Origin of the sequence: Mycoplasma sp. OR1901, from assembly GCF_013348745.1 — a bacterium.
In the GTDB taxonomy this organism is placed as follows: Bacteria; Bacillota_I; Bacilli_A; order Mycoplasmatales; family Metamycoplasmataceae; genus Mycoplasmopsis.
Genome location: NZ_CP054666.1, coordinates 452,135 through 474,582, shown reverse-complemented (window position 1 = coordinate 474,582; position 22,448 = coordinate 452,135). Strand labels below are relative to the sequence as shown.

General features: G+C 24.6%; 11 protein-coding genes. 1 reads left to right on the top strand and 10 read right to left on the bottom strand.

Annotated elements, in window-relative coordinates:
• Positions 1–70: 70 nt before the first annotated feature.
• The 10 genes from HTZ87_RS01600 to HTZ87_RS01555 all read right to left on the bottom strand — a co-directional run bounded on the left by HTZ87_RS01600 (position 71) and on the right by HTZ87_RS01555 (position 12,015).
• Positions 71–1,876, bottom strand: coding sequence for a hypothetical protein (locus HTZ87_RS01600; RefSeq protein ID WP_174892821.1), 1,806 nt, complete (start codon positions 1,874–1,876; stop codon positions 71–73).
• Between the two features lie 247 nt (positions 1,877–2,123).
• Positions 2,124–3,155, bottom strand: a complete 1,032-nt coding sequence (locus tag HTZ87_RS01595; protein ID WP_174892820.1) for a hypothetical protein — start codon at positions 3,153–3,155, stop codon at positions 2,124–2,126.
• A 7-nt stretch (positions 3,156–3,162) separates the two neighbouring features.
• Complete coding sequence (locus HTZ87_RS01590; RefSeq protein WP_174892819.1) at positions 3,163–4,365, bottom strand: MAG3720 family protein; 1,203 nt, start codon at positions 4,363–4,365, stop codon at positions 3,163–3,165.
• A gap of 19 nt (positions 4,366–4,384) precedes the next feature.
• Positions 4,385–5,293, bottom strand: a complete 909-nt coding sequence (gene rsmH / locus HTZ87_RS01585) for a 16S rRNA (cytosine(1402)-N(4))-methyltransferase RsmH (protein ID WP_174892818.1) — start codon at positions 5,291–5,293, stop codon at positions 4,385–4,387.
• The gene (locus HTZ87_RS01580) at positions 5,283–5,717 is read right to left on the bottom strand and encodes a cell division/cell wall cluster transcriptional repressor MraZ (protein WP_174892817.1); all 435 of its coding nucleotides are present in this window, start codon (positions 5,715–5,717) and stop codon (positions 5,283–5,285) included. Before HTZ87_RS01580 ends, rsmH begins: the two co-directional genes overlap by 11 nt.
• A 152-nt stretch (positions 5,718–5,869) precedes the next feature.
• Positions 5,870–6,541, bottom strand: a complete 672-nt coding sequence (locus HTZ87_RS01575; RefSeq protein WP_174892816.1) for a TrkA family potassium uptake protein — start codon at positions 6,539–6,541, stop codon at positions 5,870–5,872.
• A gap of 7 nt (positions 6,542–6,548) precedes the next feature.
• Entirely contained in the window at positions 6,549–8,357 is a 1,809-nt protein-coding gene (locus HTZ87_RS01570) for a TrkH family potassium uptake protein (RefSeq protein WP_174892815.1), read from the bottom strand.
• 42 nt (positions 8,358–8,399) lie between these two features.
• Entirely contained in the window at positions 8,400–8,636 is a 237-nt protein-coding gene (locus HTZ87_RS01565; RefSeq protein ID WP_174892814.1) for a YneF family protein, read from the bottom strand.
• Positions 8,637–8,738: 102 nt separating this feature from the next.
• The gene (locus HTZ87_RS01560) at positions 8,739–9,830 is read right to left on the bottom strand and encodes a M42 family metallopeptidase (protein WP_174892813.1); all 1,092 of its coding nucleotides are present in this window, start codon (positions 9,828–9,830) and stop codon (positions 8,739–8,741) included.
• 91 nt (positions 9,831–9,921) lie between these two features.
• Complete coding sequence (locus HTZ87_RS01555) at positions 9,922–12,015, bottom strand: hypothetical protein (protein ID WP_174892812.1); 2,094 nt, start codon at positions 12,013–12,015, stop codon at positions 9,922–9,924.
• A gap of 360 nt (positions 12,016–12,375) precedes the next feature.
• Between HTZ87_RS01555 and HTZ87_RS01550 the strand changes: the two genes are divergently transcribed.
• Positions 12,376–22,413 (top strand): SGNH/GDSL hydrolase family protein, encoded by a 10,038-nt coding sequence (locus tag HTZ87_RS01550; protein WP_174892811.1) that lies wholly within the window; start codon positions 12,376–12,378, stop codon positions 22,411–22,413.
• Positions 22,414–22,448 lie beyond the last annotated feature (35 nt).

Here is a 22,448-nt window from a genome sequence, read left to right as displayed (position 1 = left end):
AAGTACTTTAAATGTAAAAAATAATTTGTATTAAAAAACTACACTTCATTTATTGAAGTGTAGGTATTAATTATTCTTCTTCGCTATCTTTTAAAAATTCGCTAAGTCTTTTAAATTCAGTAATTGGATAAAAATCATTACTTGTTAAGTTTCATTTATAAATATTGTATAAATTATCGTAGTTTATTTCGTAATAATCTTTATTTTCAATATTTTCACGATTAATTATGTTTATTTCTTCATTTAAAGGAATGATGCTTGGATCAACAACTTCACGTTTTGAGTCTAGTGAATCATAGCCTTTAAGTGTTTGTTCAATAAATTGCATTGTTGAAATTAAAACAGTTGTAGTAGCTTGTAATGTAAATAATTTCATATTAGGAACGATTTTATTTTTTTCTTTCTTAAAGAAAATAGATTCGTTAGATCCTGATTCTAAATTAGAATAATCAAGAGATAACATATTTTCTCATGAAATTGATGGGTTCAGAATAATATAATCTGAAACATCTTCTTTTCCTAATAACATTTTAACGTAGTCTAATGATTGATCAGGTTTATAATAAGGGTGTAATTTAAAAAGGTAGTTATATTCAGTACGTGGGTAAAGTTTCTCTATTTTTTCAAAATAGTCAATAGCATTTTCTCTTAATTTTTCATTGTCAGTATAAGCACCTTTTCTAAAAAGTGATGATCCCATAAAAACCATATTCTTTTTGTTCTCGTCATACTTATCACTATTTAAAATCATTAAGTCATTTATTGATTTTTTAGTATTATTGTTATCATTTTCCATTAAATTATTTGTTATTAAAATATCGTTTAAATAATCTGTATCACTTAGTCATCCTTCTTTATTAAGTTTGTTTAAACTTGTAGGATATGAATGAACATTTATTTTTGCTCATGATTTATCAAGTAAATCAAAAATGTTGTTTAAGCTAAGGCTATAATTACCTTGATAGTTAAAAATTTTAACTTTATCTTCTAATCTATAATATTCACGTGCATTGATTTTATTGATATCTTCTTTAGTTTCGAAAGTTTCGCTAACTGTTTCAATATCATGTGGTTGATCTTTGTTAGATACATAATAGAAATATTGCGGAATAAATTTAGCTAATTGAGCATTACCATCAGAAATAATGACAATTTTTTTAGCATGTTTAATTAGATATTCTCTAGCATCAGGTTTTAAACCTGTAAATGAAATATCAGGGATAACGATATTAAATTTATTATTTTGATCAGATTCTAAGAAAGGTTTAAACACGTATTCTAAAAATGATTTAGTTGGTATAATACTATAATTTTCGGGAGTGCTGTTGCTATTTGTTTTTTCTGTTTTATGAATATAAGAAAACTTACCATCACTTATTTTTAAATCATTATTTAAAATATCAACACTATTTTGGTATTTATCCTGTAAATAATTTAAATTAAACCTATTATCATTTTTTAAAACATCATGATCACCAACATAAACTACTTTTGTTTTATCGTTATTTATTTTATTTGAGTAATTTAATAATGCAATTGCATGCTGCATACTTGTGTTTCAAACTTGACCAGCGTTTCTATTAAAGTAAAAAGTAGGACTTTCGTCTCTTGCTGTTTCTTTAATATCTTTTATAAAAGCATGAAACTGAGTCTTTTTATATTCAACTATATTTGAATCTAATTCAAAACTTGTTTGCTCAGAATCTTTAACATTATTAAAATCTAAATCCTCATATACTTTTAATTTTTCAATACCTAATTTGCTCTCATCTTTTTCTTTTACTTCCTGCTGAGTGTTACTCGGCGGTTTACTTGCACATGAAGTTAGTGCAACTAATGATAAAGATGAAGCTATTATAGCTAAAAATTTATTCATGTATTTCTCCTTTAATCGCTATTAGAGCGTAATGTTAGTATTATATAGTATATTACTAATATTAATACTATTTTTTTAAGTTAAATAATATTTTTTTGCCTAAAAATAAGCATAAAAAATAAAAACTCACAACATAATAATGCTGTGAGAATATTTTTTTATTTAATTAAGTTAATTATAATAACTTTTCGCAACATCAAGTTATTATTTAGTAACTTAAGTCTCATTTAATCTTAAATATAGTTTATTAAAATTCAATATCTGAAGTATCGCTATAATCTATTATAATTTGTTCTTTTTCTTCGTAACTATTGTCAAATATAAGTTCATCATCGTCAAAAATATTTTCATCTTCATCAAAGTCATTATCTTCTAAAGAATTTAAGGTAAAGTTATAATTATCTTCTTTAGTTTCATTAGATATTTGTGTTTCTTCATGTTGGTTTGAATGTTCTGAACCTGAAAAAATTGTTACTTTAAATCTATTTTCATCATTTTTAACAAGAATTAATTTATAGTCTAAATTATTTATTTCTTTTAATCCATTAATTAAAGTATATAAATCATCAATTTTGGTGTCTAAACTATGTTCAAGAACTAATACTGCTTTGTTTGAATTTTCAAAAAATGTTTTTTTGGAAATTATTTTGCTTAAAATCTTTTGAGATTTATTTGAACCTGAGGCTCATGCAGTTAAAATATTTATTTTTGCAGAATTATTAAATTGATTTAAAATGTTTTCTTTTTCTTCAATATAGTCATTATTATAAATATGATAGTAAAATTTTAAATAGTCATTTATTTTTTTACTTTTTAATTGTAATATATCTGATTCGCTAAATAACTCATTTTCATTTTGAAAATCTATGTTATTCAACATAAATATTGAACACATTTTATTGCCCATAAAATGTTCTTCAATTCTTTGAAAGTCGGAATTTTTAAATGATATTAAATTAACTTTTTTATTTTGTTCTGTAATATAAGAAATAAGATTTTGTATCTCTGATAAGGAGTTGTTTTTAAAATCAACTAACAAAAATATTGTTGTAGATTTAATTACAAGTTCATGTAATTGAGTGTTGATTGAGAATTGATCAGATTCTCAATTTTCGATTAATATTTTGTCTTCTAGTTGACTAATGTTAAGTGTTTTTAAATTTTTATCAATGGCTATATATTTATATTCATTTATTAATGAATTATTTTCGATTAATTGGTTTGCTATTTTAATACTTTCAATACCAAAATTTATAATTAATGTTTTTGGAGTTTTCATTAATTTTTTATTTATTTAAACTAAATCAAGACTTGAAAACTGTAAATAAAGATTTATTTTTAACTTTTTCTATATCAAATTCACTTGTTACTGTTTGTAAATGAGAATAATCATCTACTTCGTTATTGTTTGAAGCTAACACTGCTTGTTGGAAGGAGAAATCTAAATCACTAATTAAACTGAATTGTTCATTTCTTATATAAGGGAATAATGAGCTAAAATCACATTTTGAATAAAAATCGTCATTTTTATTTTTAAGCGAAACTACTCAATAAGATAATAAATTATTGTTATTTGAATGTAATCAAATTTTAGGGTTTTTAGTGTTTTTAACTAGTTTAAGTATAAATGCTTTGATATATAACTCTAAAGCTGTATATAATTTGCTAATATTATTTTCTAAAATTTTATTAATTTGGTCACAATTTATAAATTGTTGATGGAATTTTCTATCAAGAATTTCGTTAAGTCTTGAATATAAAATATTTTTATCAATATTTTTAAGCTCGCTATTTTCGAATAATAAGTCAGTTCCAATGTTTATTATCTTTTCAGCATATATAATTCCGTTTTTAATAATATTTAACAAAATTTTATCGTTTAAAACATGAACCATAATTTGATTACCTTTATAAGACGAAAGCTTGTTAGCTAATAATTGATTTTCTAAATAAAAATAATAATTATTTGATTTAGTTTGTTTAAAGTGTTTTAATATATTTTTAAGTTGTATAAAATAATTTTTTACATCTTGATTTGTTGTGTTTATATATAATTGTGTTTTGTATTCTTCTGCTGAAGAATAGTTTTGATTTTTTGGTAAAGTTTTGTATTCTTTTGTTCAACCATCATCAAAATTTAGTTTATATTTGTATACATTTTCATTTAATAAAACTGAATTTTCTTCAATGATTAATTGATTGTTTATTGATTTAATGTTATCTTGGATTAAATTTATTTGATTTTTATATTTATAACTAAAAAGTTGGTCTGAAAATATAAAATTAATTTTTTTATCGTTTTTATTATATTTTTTCAATAAAGCTGATAAATTTTGATTGATTATAGATAAAGAATCGTCCAAAAAACTATTATATTCAAATGTTTTTTCGCTTTCCACTTGAACATAGTTTTTGTCAATTTGTTGTATTACTGAAAGGATAATATTATTCATATTAATTTTAAAACTTATAAATGTTTTGTCATACATATAATATCCTCCTTTATTCTTATTCAAATTTTGTTATGATTCTTAATTTTGCGCTTTTTGAGCGTCTGTTTTCTTCTATTTCACTTTTTGAAGGTGAAATTTGTTTAGTTTGATACTTTTTAACTTCCATAACAGGGAGTTTTGAAGGCATCTTAGATACTGTTAATGTTTTGAAATAATTTTTAACAATTCTATCTTCGATTGAATGAAAAGTAATAATTGAAAGTGTTGAATTAGGTTTAAGTAGTTCGACAGCATCTTTTAGCATTATTTCTAATGAACCTAGTTCATTATTTACTTCAATCCTGATTGCTTGAAAAACAGCTTTTGCAGGGTTTTTTTGTCTTAGTATTGCTGCTGGATAAGCACTTTTTATAATATCAACAAGTTCTAAGGTTCCGTTGATTGGTCGATTATCTATGATAGCTTTCGCAACTCGCTTAGAGAGTTTAACATCAGCGTATTTTCATAGAATATTTTCTAATTCACTTTGTGAATATTGATTTACTATATACTTAGCATCAAGTTCTTGGTCTTGATCCATACGCATATCTAGTTGTGCATCTTTGTTGTAACTAAAACCACGTTCTTTGTTATCGATTTGAGGAGATGATATTCCTAAATCAGCGATTATTCCGTCCACTTTGTATATATTCAATTCTTCTAATTTTGATTTTATATCTTTGAAATCACTTTTAATTAAAGTAAAGTTATTTGATATTTTACTCAATCTTTCATTAGATTTTTCTATAGCAAATGAATCTTTATCGAATGAATATAAATGTCCAGTTGTTAAATGTTTTAAGATTTCTGATGAATGACCACCCATACCAAGTGTTAAATCCACATAAATACCATCAGGTTTTATATTAAGTGAATCAATAGTTTCACTTAATAGTACGGGGTAATGTTCTTTACTATCGTTCATTTAATGTTGAAATCTCCTGTGCTAATTTTGATAAATCATCTGAGTTATATTGGTTTTCAAATTCTTCAAACATTTCTTTTGATCATAGTTCAACCATTGAACCTACACCAACAAAAATTACTTCTTTTTGGATAGCTAGTTTTTCGATAATTTTTTTAGGTAAACTAATTCTGCTCATTGAGTCTAATTTAATTTCAAATGCATTTCCCATAATTAATCTTGTTAAATTACGTACATTTCTATCAAAAAAACTTTTGTTTTCGAATAACTTCAAGTATTCATTAAAAGCTTCTTTTGTTCTCAATTCAGCGTTTCCATCAAAACCGATTGTTAGCATAAATTCATCTCCCAATTTTTCTTTAAAAATTGGTGGCAATACTACTCTGTTTTTGGAATCGATGTTTCTTAGTTGTTGTCCTAGCATCTTACCACTTCCTCCCACTATCCAATAATATTTTACCACTTATACACACAATTAAACTTTTTTATAATATTTTTTTCATATTTTTTATTTTTGTGGTTAAAACACTCATTTTTGAATAAAAAAGACGCTTTGCAGCGTCTTTAATATGTAAATTATTCTTTATTAAATCATTGGAATGCTTGTGTAACATCTTGTACTTCACCTATTACAGTAACTAAATCATCTTTTTTTAATGTTGAGTCCCCTGTAGGTCTTGTATTTTTTGATTTATTTTTAATCAATACAATTGTTATACCACGTTGATTAAGTGATAAATCTTTGATTTTTTTATCGAATAAATCAGGGTTTTTTACTTGTGTTGTACCTAACACAAAGTCGTCTCCTAGTTCTTGTAAATTATCACTATATCTAAGGAAGTTAGTGTTAGCAGAAATAAGAGCTGCACGTTTACCTGCTTCATATTCAGGTCTGATAATAACATGTGCACCAATTAATTTTAATACTTTAGCATGTCTTCTACTTGTTGCTCTAACAATTAAATTAGAAACTTTCATTTCAATTAAAGCAGCAACTATTTCGATATTATTAGGAACTGCTACAACGACTGTTCCAATTTTATCAATGTCGATTCCTTTTAAGAATTTAGTTTCAGCTGCATCACCAATTAAAATATTATCAGCATCTTCTTCGTATAATCTTAAACGTTCCTCATTTTTATCAATGATTGTTACATTTTTACCTAATTTTAAAAGTTGATCAACAACCGACTGACCAAAACGTCCTAAACCAATCACCGCTATATCATCTACGTATTTTAATTTCATACTTCTCCTAACCTATCGCTACATCAGAATCGATGTATTCATAATTTCTTTCTTTTGATTTTTTTCTTTTTCAAACTAATAAAGTTGAAGAAATTCCAAATTGTCCGATGAACATTATAAGTATAATCATAATTTTTGAAAAACTGTTTAAATTTTTGGTAATACCTGTACTTAAACCAGTAGTACCGAAAGCACTTGCCACTTCAAATAATAAATGTTCAATTTGATAATGTTCTCTATATATCATTAACTCATCTTTATCACTTAATAATTCAGAAGTAGGTATTAAACCACCATAAGTATCTAATGAAGTTATTAAGAACATAGTAGAAACAATTAATAAAAATAAAGCAATGGCAAAAACTTGTGTTGACATAAAGACAGTTTTTTGTTCAACTGAACGTTTGAAAATTCTAACCCTACTATTACCAACTAAGACTGAATAAATAGTTAATATCAAAATTGCAAAAGTAGTAGTTCTAATTCCGCCACCTGTGGATGAAGGTGCTGCACCTATGAACATCATAATAATTATTGTAATACTACTTGCATGAGTCATATGTCTCATATTAACTGTCGCAAATCCAGCACTTCTAGTTGAGAAAGCTGAAAAGATTAATGCGAATATTCTGTCAAACTTAGAACCGTATAAATGTCCATAATTTAAAAAGGTTATTAATGATTCTCCATTTTTACTTGGTTTGTTAATTAATTCTCAAATTTGTTTATGTATTCCTTCTAAACTCGAAGGATCAAAATTCTCACTTAGCATTTGAGATGCTAATGTTGAGTTGTTTTTACTATATTTTAATCATTGTAAATAATCTTTAAAATTATCAGTTGGAATATAGTATTTATTTCATAAGTCATTTAAACCCGAACTAGTTAATTCAAATGAAATAATTATAGCTAAACCAACAATAAAAATTAGAAAGTAAGAAATTATTGAAATTTTTGTAAATAAAGTAAAATGGTATTTTTCTTTCTTTTTCTTTAATTTATGTCTAATATAACGTTTGATGTCATATAAAGCAGGATAACCAATCCCACCAATTATCAATAGAACAATAAATCAAATTTGTAAAAAGTAATTTTGATAATATGGTAATAAAGAGTTACCTGAGATAATATCAAAACCGGCATTATTAATTGCTGAAATAGTATGGAAAAATCCAAACCTAAAAGCAAGCGATCAATCTCCTGTGGGATCAATGTATTGCTTATTACCGTTAGAATCAGTTAATAATAATTCAATACCTTTTGTTTGAATCGGACTAACATAGTAAAAGTAAAAACTCATTAAAAATCCGGATACTAAAATGGTTATAAGTAAAAACTTAACCGAATAAATAACTAGTTTTGTAGTTTGGCTAAATTTAGCACTACCACGTTCACTTTGTAACATCTTAACAGATATTACTGAACTATTATTTCGTTGAAATAAATATCCTAAGACAAAGAATTTTAAAGCGAAAATTCCGATACCACCCATTAAGATCAAAATAGCAATAATTGCTTGCCCGAACATGTTTCAATGACTAAAGGTATCATAAACCGCTAATCCTGTATCGCTAAAGGCACTAGCAGTAGTAAATAGTGCATTTACATAAGAAGTTGCACTAGTTCAATTTTCACTTGGGTTAGTTTGTGTAATTGGACTCCATAATAATAAACTAAAAATTATAACTATAATAGTATAAGATAATAAAATATATTTTAATTGAGGTATTTTATTTCTTCAATTAACTATTTTAGTAATAACGCTTTGTATAAAGCTTCTTCTAAAAGCTCTTTTTATTTTTGTAATTAAATTCATATTTCCTTTTATATTAAAAAACTCATTAATAAATAATGAATTTTATTTCTGTTGTTTCATTGAACGCATTATTTGTCTAATTTGTGTTTCGCTTGCTTTACGTCCCATTTGTGAGAACATAACACGAATCATTTTTTCATTAATTGGTGGATTTTCTTTTAATTGTTTTTCAAACATTTTTTTTGTTAAAAAGAATGTTGTTAATCCCACAGCAAAACCGATACCAATTATTAAACCAATAATTATTCCAGCTAAAGCTCCTCCGCTAAGTTCGATCATATTATCTCCTTTATTATTATCTAGTAATATTATTTTATCACATATTAATATATTTCTATATTATATGTAATAATTAAGCATTTTTATGAATAAAATGAGTTTTTATGAATATTTAATTTCTTCTTGGTATTTTGTTTGATTCATTTCTTTTAAGAATTGTTCTAATAAATCAAGTGTTGCTAATAAATCTGAAATAGCAATAACACCAATTGGACTATGTAAATATCTTTGTGGTAATGATAAAGTGATTGTTGCGGCTCCACCTTGTGCATATTGTAATTGAGCAGCATCTGTTCCACCACCTGCAGCTACAAATTTATATGCATTAATATTGTGTTTTTTAGCTAAATTAAAAAGAAATTGAATTAATTTAGTGTCCATTAATGTTCCACCATCTTTAACTCTAAGTGCAGCACCTTTAAATAAAGCTGTTGTTCCTTCGATAGTACCAATTGTGTCATGAGATGAAGTTGTATCTAAAGCAATAGCAATATCCGGATTAATCATTGAAACAGATGTTTTTGCTCCACGTGTTCCAACTTCTTCTTGAACTGTTCCAACTAAATATAAATCTACATCTAAATCTAAATTAGCAACTTGGTTAGCTAAAAATTCTAAAACAGTAACTCCAGCACGGTTATCCATGGCTTTTCCACCTACTAGATCTTGGTTTTTGAATAAAATTGTTTCACCTGAAACATATACTCTATCACCAATTTCAACACCATTTTCAATAGCTTCTTCTTTATTTTTAAATCCAAAATCAGCATAAATTTCGTCATTAGTTAAAGCTTTTGATACTTTTGAAGCTTCCATAATGTGAATACTTGTGTGTCCAAAAACACCTAACATTGTTTCACCTTTGCTTGTAACTAATTTTGCTTTAGTTCCAATTATTGTTGATGCTCATATTCCACCAATAGGACTTAATAATAACTGACCTTTTTTATCAATGCTTCTCACTATATAACCAATTTCATCCATATGTGCAGCTATCATAACTTTAGGTGCATCAGGATTTTTTGATTTTTTATGAAAAATAATTGAACCTAATTTATCTCTTAGAACTTCAAATTGTTCTTTATTTATATTATTTCTTAATTCTTCAGCAACTGGTTCTTCATATCTTGACATTGCTTCAATTTCAAGATATTTAATTAAACGTTGTTTGAATGATTCTGTTCTTTTATCCATTGTATTTCTCCTTAATTTAATCTTTAATAAAATAATTATAAATTATTAATATAAAAAATTCACAACATTTGTTGTGAATTTCATTTAATTATTATTGTGCTTCTACACTTTCTTGAGGTTGTTTTGTTTCTAAAGTTTCAAACATTCCCTTTAATTCATTTAATTTTGTTTCGTGCAATTCTGTAATTTGAAGTTTTGAGTTTAATAATTTAAATACTTCATATTTTATGTGAACTAAATTTAAAATACCATTATAGTATGATTCAATAAGATCTTTATATTTAGCTTCATCTAACTGATTGTCATCTTTAATAAGAGATGAAAGGTTTTCAATTCTTTTTAATAATTCATCAAATTCTTTTTTCTCAAAATTTACTCATGTTTCAGAGTCTTTTGAGTTTTGGTATAACGAATTAACCTTAGCATTTATGTCATTAACAGTTCCACCTAATTCTCTAACTCTTTCGCTATCATTAAAAATAAGTCAGTTTTCTAATTTTCTAGGATGTAACCCTTTTAATTCGCTTTTATCATACGCTCTATAATCTTCGAAACCTTTATTAAATGCATCAGAATTTAAATGATCCTTATTAATAATTCATCCACCAAAATAGAAAGAATCATACTTGTCATAAAATCTAAAAATACCAGCAAACATATTTCTTAAACCTGTTATTTTTTTGAGAGAATTTGATAATTCTGTTTTTTTATCAGTTGGAATATAATCTTCTGTAAGTGTTTCTAAAATAGAACCATAAATATCTTTTTGTTTAAAAGTTTCTGTTATTTCTTCTTGGTTACTATTTTTAACATCTCATGGAAGTAAAACGTTTTTGTTATCTTCTACAATAAATGTTTTAGAATCTCAATCTGTAATTTTTTGTTTAGCAGCCGTTTTATCAACGCTTATTTTTTCTAATAATTCTGAAAAATTATTGTATTCATAACCATTAAATTCATCTTTATAAGTTTCTATTTTAGATAAAAGACTATCTAAATTTTTCTTGAAAGTTGTTAGGTGTTCTTTCTTTTCTAACAATTTATTATTATCATCTTCATCAACCACATTATTTTTAGCGACAAATGTTTCAATTGTTTCGTTTATACTAAATAATTTATTTTCTACTTTAAGTTTATTAACTTCTTCTACTAATTTAGTAATTTCACTTTTTAGTGATTCTTTTGTATCTTTAGCTTCTTTTGATTTTTTAGCTTTTTCAAATGCTGTTTCTAGAGTTGATTTCGCATTATTTAATTGTTCGGTTGTAGATTCCTCATTTTCGTATTGGTTATTTGAAGTTGTATAAACTTCGTTAAGTTCATTTTTAATTTCTGTATATTTTTCATTAGCTAGATTGTTTGTTAAATAATCTTTAACACTATCTAATACTGTTTTTAAAGCTGTTTTTGCATTATTTTTAGCTGTGTCAGCTGTTTCTTTTGAACCTTCTTGACCAGTTTTATCTTCAGGAGTTACTGTTCCTTCTGAACCTGTTCCAGTTTGGTCTTTTGAACCTTCTTGACCAGTTTTATCTTCAGGAGTTACTGTTCCTTCTGAACCTGTTCCAGTTTGGTCTTTTGAACCTTCTTGACCAGTTTTATCTTCAGGAGTTACTGTTCCTTCTGAACCTGTTCCAGTTTGGTCTTTTGAACCTTCTTGACCAGTTTTATCTTCAGGAGTTACTGTTCCTTCTGAACCTGTTCCAGTTTGGTCTTTTGAACCTTCTTGACCAGTTTTATCTTCAGGAGTTACTGTTCCTTCTGAACCTGTTCCAGTTTGGTCTTTTGAACCTTCTTGACCAGTTTTATCTTCAGGAGTTACTGTTCCTTCTGAACCTATTCCAGTTTGGTCTTTTGAACCTTCTTGACCAGTTTTATCTTCAGGAGTTTTATCTGTTGTACCTTCTGAACCTGTTCCAGTTTGGTCTTTTGAACCTTCTTGACCAGTTTTATCTTCAGGAGTTTTATCTGTTGTACCTTCTGAACCTGTTCCAGTTGAACCTTCAGTAGTTTTATCAGTACTTTCCTGACCTGATTTATCTTCGGTATTTGAACTGTTATCTACATTTTCCTTATCTTTATTTGTTTCGTTAGTATTAGCACCGCAACTTATAACTGTAGCTGCTGTTGCAACTAATGGTAAAGCTATTGCTAACCCTTTAAATCATATTGTTTTAAACCTCATATATTTAACCTCTTAATGTTTTTGTTTGTATTATACATATTTGTATTGTATTTTTTGTTACATATAAATAAAGATATATTTAGTATATATCACATATTATTTTACTTATTTTTAGGCTTGTTTTGTAAAAAATCAGATTTTTAAGGTATTTTGTGGTAAAGTTTCCACATTTGATTAGTACCAAAAAGTTGATTTTTAGTTAAAAAAACTACAAAATTTTATAAAAAATGACCAAAAAATTGGCCTTATTTTGGTATACATTTCCCACATTTATAAATATATAAAAATGTGTTATCATTTATAAAGTTAATTATTTTGCTTTATTATATAATAATATAATAACAACCTGAAAGGATAATTATGAAAAAAAATAAGAAATTAATTTTCGGTACAACAATGGCACTATTATTCAGTAGTGGTGTAGTTGTAGCATGTAAAGCACCTGGTTCTGATAAAGAACTTCAAAGCGGTGGTAAAGAGTTATATGAGAAAATTAAAGAGAAAAATAATATTTCTTCAAAGGAACCGTTAGTTATAGAACCATACTTACCAAAACCTAAACAAGAAATTGATTCCGAGAATGGTAATGAATCAACAACTGAAAATACAAAAATACTTCGTAAAGTATCTAAAAATTTTATTGATAAAAATCAAAAAATTAAATACGTTGCAATTGGTGATTCTATTACAGAAGGATTTGATGCATCAACACCTTCAATATCAAAAGGAGAATTAGAGAACGGGAATATATCTGGACTTTCATATCCAGCTTATTTAGCACGTTTATTAAATGTTAATAATCGTATTGAAAGTTTCGAAAACTTTGCTCATTCCGGTTCACAAATAATTGATTGAATTAAATTCTTTGATATTGAATTTGATTCACAATATAAATCAAACATTAATTTAGGAGATAAAGAGTACATTAAAGTAAAATTAGCAAATGCTAACTTAATTACTTTAACTTTAGGTGCTAATGATTTATTTTACTTACTATTTAAATCAGCAACTAAATATGATGTTACAAAAATAATTAAAAGTTTTATTGACAAAAAACCAGTTATTGGTGACTCGTTAGTATTCTTCAATAACATCTTTAAAGATTCAATTCCTGAACTTAAAAAGAGATTAACAACTTTTTTAGCTAATTTAAAAACATATGCACCTAATGCAAATATTAATGTTGTTTCATACCCATCACCATTTTTACAATTAGATCAAATAATTACTGATTTTATTACAAATGCAATTGGTCAAAATATTGATTTATCACCAATTAGTTTATTAACTTCATTGATTAACGACACAATCAAAAGTGTTGCTGAATCAAACAATGTTAACTATGTTGATGTATACAACAGTAAATATTGAGTTGATAACAAATCTAAATTAAACTCACTATTTTTAGATATCCATCCAAATAATTATGGATACAAAAAAATGGCTATGGATCTATATTTAAAAATAACACATCCAACTTTAAATGTAGAAGATTATCAAAATTATAATTTTGATAATCAATACCTTGAAAAAGATTCAAAAACTTCAAGTTACCAAATTGAACCAATTAATACAGATAATGAATTATTTGGTGATTCATCACTAAGTTACCTTGATAACATTAATAATGAAGAAAATGAAAATGACTTAAATAGAAGTTCAAGAAATTTAGGATCAAAAATACGTGAGCTAACACAAGAATTTAATTTCATCGCAAAAGAAATTTTAGAATTCATTTCTAATAATACACTTTACAATGAATTAGATCCTGAACACAAATTAGGTAAATTATTAAATTCTAATATAGATGAGAACCACACTGTTTTAGATGATATTGTGAATAATATAATTAATTCACAATTAATTGAAAGTATAATAACTGATTTAGAAAATTCATTAGCAATATTAAGAGACAAAAACGAATTGAATTTAAAGAATATTGGACATACTTTTATGGAAGTTGTTTTAAATGTTAATAACGTTCCTAAAATAGTTTCAATAATCGCACAAACAAACTTAAACCCTGAACAAAGACAAGAGTTTGCAGAATTAATTAAATACATTATTAAAAATATTTTAGATAAGTATGGAAATAATATTTTTTCATTGTTATCAAATTCATTTGATAAATTCTTATCAAAATATAATGTTTCAAACGAAGAAGTTAATAAAATTATTAACTCTATATTCAAATCAAATGACTTTAATGAAATTCTAAATGATGCAGTTGATTTATTTGTTAACCATCCAGAGAAATTTAATAGTTTAGAAAATATAAACCAACTAATTTTTGCTTTTATATCTGATCAAGATACAAACGCAAAAATAGCAGTTAAGATTTCAAACATATTTAAAGAATTATTAAAAAACCCTGCTTTAAATTCATTATTTAGTAATTTAATTTACAATGTTCTTGAAAAAAATGAATTAGTAAACAACATCACAAAAGATGAAATAGTTTCAGTTACTAGTGATTTGATCAAATTAGTAAATGAAATTGATAATGAACATAAAATAATTGAAAACTTTGTTACTTTATCATTAAACAACTTCCAAAACTTTGGATTTGATAGAATCCAAGAATTATTATCAAACTCATTTTTAGGTGCTATCTCTAAAATTTCTAAAGATGGTGTTCAAGAAAAAGCTATAATAACTCTAATTAACCAAATCTTTAAATCTGATTTAGTTAAAAATCATAAAGATTTAGCTAAAAAATTAATTAATAATATTTTAGATAAATCAAATCTAAATAACACTTCTAAATTAATATATCCATTAATTTCAGAAACAGTAGTTGGTCAATACATTTCAGACGAATCATTCGCTAAAATAATCAACCTATTCTTTAAACAAGAATCATTTAACACTTTAATTAGAGATACTTTAAATGATTTAATTGATAATTCAGATAAATTTGAAACAGTTACTTCATACAATGGTTTAATTGTTGAAATACTTAAGAATGTTAATGAAGATAAATTTAAAACAGAACTAAATACAACTTTTACAAATGTATTAGCTGATCCAGAATTAAATTCAACAATTAAACAAATATTAACTGATTTTGCAAGTGCTGAAAACATAGATTCTAACGAAAGTGTAATGAACTTTATTGAAGGGTTGTCAAACGATTTTGGTAATATAGTAAATCAAACTCAATTAATTGAAAGTTTAATTAATGTAGTTTTTGACCAAATCAAAAAAGCTAAAGCAGAAAATGCTAATGCAATTGAAAAAATAAGTGAATTACCACAATTAATTTCAAAAGCACTAAACGATAAATTAAACGAAAAAGGTTTTGAAATACTTAAAGAAGTAATCAAAAAAGATTATGTAACAAACAATAAAGAAGGTGTTTCAATTATTGCTGGTGTTATTGTTGATAAATTAACAAAAAATGGTACATTACAAAACGTAGTATACGGTTTAGTTGATACATATTTTGCTAAACCTGAAGTTGCAAAATATATTGATAAGGACGAAATTGAAAAACTAATTCATAAAGTTTTTGATGCTCCTAACTTCAATAAAATAATTCAAGATTTAGTTAAAGTATATATTTCTAACAGTGACCAAATTAATAACTTTAGTTCAGTAACAAATTTAATTAATGCATTATTAAAAGATGCTACATTCAAAACTTTATTAAGTGATGAAGCTAAACCATTAATTAAAGAAATAGTTAAATCTGGCGAATATAATAAAACAATTACAAAGGTTGTTTTAGAGTTAAGTAAAAATACTAAATATAGTATTGATGAAAAATATAAACCTGTAATTGAAAACATTGTACCAAGCATTTTAACAACACTTGAGTCAACAAATACTTTAGACTTATTAATTGATAATTTCATCGGTTTAATTACTGAATCAAATGATTTAACTGAAGTTACAAGCGGTATTTTAAACACAGTTAAGAATACTATTAATTTGAGTGATATTAATTTATACAAAACAATACTAAAAACAAACTTATTCTCAAGTGAAAATAGAGATCTTTCAGTTGAACTTATAAAAGAATTATTAAATACATTCATTACAAACGATTTAGATTCTACATTAAATTCTTTACTTCCAGAAAGTGTTTTAGGTATTAGTAAAGCTGATTTAAAACAATTTATTTTAGACGTTACAAAAAATGATAATTTCAAAAATATATATGAAAAATCAATAGAATTTGTTTTTAATAATTCTGAACAAATTTCACAGATTAATAATTTCTACGACATATTTAATATAGCTGTAAAAAGTAATTTATCTGAAGATATAAAAGATAATGTTCAAACTTTATTTAAGTCTATAAAAGATAGAGATGTATTCAAAAAGATTATTTCTAAAGTTATTGACTCACAGTTAAAAAATCCAAATGTAAGTTGAATATTTGAAAATGTTAAAAATAAAGAACAACTACTTATTGATTTAAGTACTTCATTAATTACTCAAGTAGATAAATTTAATGTAATAACTTTATTATTCGAATCATTAAATGAATACAAAACACAAAATAAAGAAAACTTAAGTGATTTAACTACAATTTTATTAAATAAACTTAAAGGTAAATTTAGTGAAGAAAAAATAGGTGAAACACTTTTCAACTTCATAAAAGACATTTCTAAAGATTTTGCAAGCAAAAACAAAGATGATATTAAAATTATTTTCAATAACATTTACAATTACATAAAAGAAAATGATACATATATTAATTTTGTATTAAATAACGTCCCAACTAAGTATAAAAATATATTGAATGAATATATTTCGGATGAAGATTTAAAATCATTTGTAAACTTATTAATCAATAATGATACCTTTAAAACACTTGTAATTGGTGCGTTTGGTGAAATTATTGAAAGTACAGATAATTTAAAAGATGCTACAAGCATTGATAATGTAATTTCTATTGTTTTAAATAAATTAGCTACAAGTCCAGAGCTTAAAACTAATATAATTAGTTTCTTAACTAATGTAACAAATCAAGAAAACATTAAAGTTATAATCACAAATACATTAACAAAATTTGTTAAGTCAAAATATCCAAAAATATACAATGAAGAAAAAACACCTTTATTTATATCTAATTTAATTACTGATTCATATTCTATATTTAAAGAATTAGGATTTATTGAGAATGTTCTAGATAGTTTAATTCTATTTATGAAATCTGAAAATGGTGAAGAATTTAACTTCCAAACTAAAGTTACATCTCTAAAAGCGAATTTATTAGCAAACCTAAATAAATTAATAAATGATCATTCAGATGAACTTGTATCTAAATTATTCCAATCAAACACAATTAATTCTAATTTTGAGTATTCACTTGAAGTGTTTAAATTTATTTCTATTACTTTATTAGACAATATTCAAATATTTAAAGATAGTATAAATAATTTACTTAAGGAAGCTGGATTAATTACAGAATCCGAAAAATTAGATGAAGAAAAATTAAACCAATTAAAAGAATTAATATTTGATATAAATAATTTGAATATTAATAATTCAATGTTAGATCAAATATTAAATATTTCAAAAGAACAAATTGCAACAATAAACAATCTTGAATCATTAAAAAATATATTATTTGGTAACGTTACAAAAGTGGCTAAAAATAATTACTTCCAAATAATAAAATCATTCTTAAATTCTAAATTTGCAAAAAATCAAAAAGAATGAATTAATAAAGTGTTAGAAAATGCTTTAAATACATACTTAAAAGATGAGAAAATAAATCCATTATTAGATTCAATTAATCTTGATTCAATTGCAGAAAAAATCAATGTATCAAAAGATGTTATTTTAAATGCAATTAAAGAAGTATTCAAAAACGAAAATACAAAAGAACTTATTAAGGTTGTAGTGGCCGATATACTTGACAATGTCGAAACATTAAAAGACGCAACAAACATTAATGATCTAATTAAAAAAATATTCTCTATTCAAGGATTAAAAGCTAAAGTAAAAGAAAAAGTTACTCCTATACTAGGAGAAATAATTAAAAAAGACACTATTAAAGAAGCGTTAACATCAATTTTAAATAAACTATTTGAAAAAGAATTCTTAGCCCCTTATTTAGAAGGAGTTAATGATAAAAGTGCACTTGCAAGTAGTATAGTGAACGTAATCGATATAATTGATGAAAACATTAAATTAACAGAATTATCATTCGAATTAATTTATAGTCAATTACAAACAAATGGAATTAAATTTAATATTTCATCAATTACAAAAACTTTAATTTCAAGTATTAAAAATATCTTTACAGGTACAGAAGGTGAACAAAAAGCTGTAAAATTAATCAAAGACTTAGCTAAGTCTCCTTTATTCAAAAATCATAAAGAAGATATAAAAACAATTATTAATAATATAATCAAGAAATTCTCAGAAGGTACATTTATAACAGATATACTAAACAAGATACCTCAAAATACTAAAGATAAAATTGAAGAGTATGTTAGTTTAGAAGATTTAGATAATATATTAAAATTAGTCTTAAAAAATCAACATTTACACAATATTATCAATAACTCAATTACAAAATTAATTAATGGTATCGACCAATTTGAAAATGTAGACTCTTACAAAGGTTTAGTTGCTAAGTTATTAGAATTAGTTAAGTTTGACGAAATTAAATCAGAACTTAATTCAATGTTGTCAGATCTTTCAAACGATCAAAACTTTAAAAATGCATTGAAAAAATTATTAACTAGTTTACTAAACAAAAACGGTGTTGATACAACAGACCAAGGTGTAATTAATTTTATAACTTATGTTTCTAATAATCTAAACGAATTCTTTAGATCATCACAAATTTTAAATAGTTTATCAAATGATATATTCGACAAATTAAAAGAAGTATTTAATGAAAGTGAAGCTAATGTTATTGAAAAATTAAGCAAGCTTCCAAACGATATTCTTGCTTTAATAAAAGATAAAATCACAAAACAACCAAGACAATTTGTTGATAGTATTTTAAATGCACAAAATATTCAACCACATAAACAAGCTTTAGTTAAAATTATTAAAGAAGTATTTATTAATTTAAATACCAAAGGTGTGATAGAAACTATTATCAATTCACAAATTGATAATATAAATAACGAAACTATTACTAAATATATAGATGTCAACTTATTAAAAGAAATGGTTGGAGTTGTTTTAAAAGACGATTTCCTAAATGGTGCTTTAAATGTAGTAATTCCTGAATTATTAAACGATACAGCTTGATTAGATAAATTAAGCGATCCATACGCATTAATTCATCATTTATTCTCTAAAGATACTATAAAAGAATACTTTAAAAATAACTTACCAAGTGCTCTAGAAAGAATTTCTCAAAATCGAACTACAACAAACTTTGTTAATTCATTAATTAACAAAGTGTTAAAAAATAATGACATAAGCATACAAGGTAGTGATTCTAATCCGCTTGTATATAATATTGCAAGTAATATTGTTCCATACTTAAAAGAAGTTGGTTTATATGAAAATATTGTACAAACAGTTATTGAGCAATTAAGTGTTGATTCAACTTCTGCACAATTTATTGAATCAATTAAAACAAAAATACTTTCTAAATTTGATTTAAGTGATTATAAATTTGTTAAAGCGTTATTCAACAACTTCAGTTCAATTGAAACTAATAAAGAGATAGTTGTTGAGATATTTGAAAAACTATACGATAAATTTACTAAAGAAGATAATGTTATAAATGGTTTAATATCATTTGTTAATAAAAATAATAGTTTAGTTGATCAAGATAATGAATCTAAGTTATTAACCATAGTAAAAGAGCTTTTTGCTAATGAACCTATTAAAAATAGAATAATTAATATTGTTAGAGAAAGTTTAGCTAACTTAAGCATATTTAAAAACGCAAACAACTATCAAGAATTAATTAAATCAGTATTTTCAAATGATCAATTAAAAACTGAAATTAATGCCTTATTTGATTTAATAATCAAAGAATTATTAGAAAAAGGTGATTTCAAAACAATAGTTGAAAATATACTTGATAAAAAATTACCAGAAGATATTAAAAACTCAATATTTAAAGGTATAAATAGCAAAGATCAAAAAATTGATTCAGTTGACTGAATATTAAAAATTGTAAAAGAAGCAAATAATGGATTTAATATATTTAATTCATTTATTGAATCAGGAATTAAACAACTAGGAATAAACGGTACAGTTAACTTTAATTTAGGTGAATTCTTTAATAATGCTATTGAAAACATTAAGAAATTTACTAATTATGAAAACATTGAAGGTAAAATACTTTCAGCATTAAATACTTTAAAAACTCAAATCGATCATTCAAATCACCCTAATAGACTAACAATCATTAATAATATATTTAGTTTAGCCATTGAAAAAATTAATGTAGGTTCAATTGCATGAGGAATTTTAGAAAGTTTTGATAAAACAGCATTTATAACACAAAACCTTATTTCTAAAGATGATTTTATAAGTTTAATTAACAATATGGTAAAAACTGACGAACTAAAAGCGATTATAAATAATATAATAGAGTTCTTCTTCACAAGCAATAATAATATTAATAGTAATTCATTTGTTAACATAACAAAAGAATACATAAGTGATGAAACAAGAAAAAATACTTTTAAAGATAATATACAAAAAATATTTGAAAACACTTTAAGTTCAGATAATTTAAGAGATCCTATTAGAAAAATCATTACTAAAGCAATGGATTATTTAGAAGTAACTCCAGATAATAACATAAACGAATTTATAGATAACTTCACTAATGGTTTAGGAGAATTTTTCAAACGTATTGAAATTAATTCTAAATTAATTGATGCAACAATTGAAACATTCCAAGAATCAACAAACCTTAATCAATTAACTCAAAAAATTAAAGAAAAAGTTATGGATAAAATAAAACCAACATCATTTGGTTTTGTATCTAAAATACTTAATGATGAGTTAATACAACAAAATAAAACTGGACTAAAAAGTCTTGTAACACAGTTATTAAGAAACTTCTTAAATAACGAAAATAAAATTAGAAAAACAATAAGTGATATCAATTTAGCTTATTTAATTACAGGTCAAAATGATGATGAATTAAATAGATTAATTAATAATACTATAATCACATTTATTAAAAATCCTGATTTAAGAGACTTATTAACTTTAGTTATAAATGATATTATTGACAATGCAGCTAACTATAAAAATAAAACAACTTGATTTGAAGCAATTAATGTTTTATTACATTCAAATAATGCTTCACAAATGAAGCAAAAATTCAAAAATTGATTCAAAGCAAGTGTTGGTCAAAATGGTAATACAGACTTTATAAAAGGTATTTCTAAATTAGCAATAATTAAATTTAAAAACGCTGGATTTAACTTCAATAGAGATAGAGATCAAGAAATTTTAGAACATATAATTCAAAAGGGATTAGCATGAATTTCTAAAGACACTTTATTAGATACTATTATTGATAAAGTATATGATAACTTAAGATCATTAGACTTTACAAAAGCTACTTCTCAACAAGTTAAACAAAAAATAATGGATGGTGCTTTATCATTCATACTTACAGATGATATGAATTCAATATCATTTAAAAAGATATTGAATAATGCAACAAAAATAAAATTATTAACTAGTTCATTTGATGAAGCAATTTATGTAGAATTCATAAACAGATTATTCGAAAGTAGTGATCTAAGACAAGGTACAGGTATTTATAATATGCTTGATTTCTTATTTAAAGATCAACCTTCAGGAGGTAACTCTTCAAGTGGAGGTAATTCATCAAACAATAATCAAACTTCTGATCAAAGTAAAACATATGGATTCTCATTTGATGAAAGCATATTCAAAGTAGTTGATAAAACAGGTGAATTAATTAAAGCTATTTTTGAACCTTTATTCAAATCTATGTTTACTAAAATATCACAAAATAAATATAACCTTAGAGATAGTAAAAATAACCCTGAATATAAAGCTATATTTAGATTAACATCAATTATGTTATGAGCTATCTTCGAAAAAGGTGCTACTGGTGGTAAATTCTGAAACGTAACAGGATTAGATGTTGAAGGTACATTTGTTGGAGGATTAGAAAAAGCCTGATTAGGTGCTAAAAGTGCTAAAGCTAACTTATGAAACAACTTTAATGATGACCAAAAAATAAAAAGTGGTGCATACAAAAAAAGTTGATGAAGTGGTGGCGGATTCGCTTACAATCGTGAATTCATTACAGGTAATAGATCTGAAAGAACAACAGTAAATAACTACTGAAATGATCAGTTATTAGCATATATTTATTGAAATAATAGCACTGACAAATACAACAGAAGTGTTAAAAACAAAGAAACCCTAAGAAAAGCTATTGAAAAAGGATGATTAGGAAATTCAAATTAATAATTAATATAAAGTTAGTGGAAATTAACCACTAA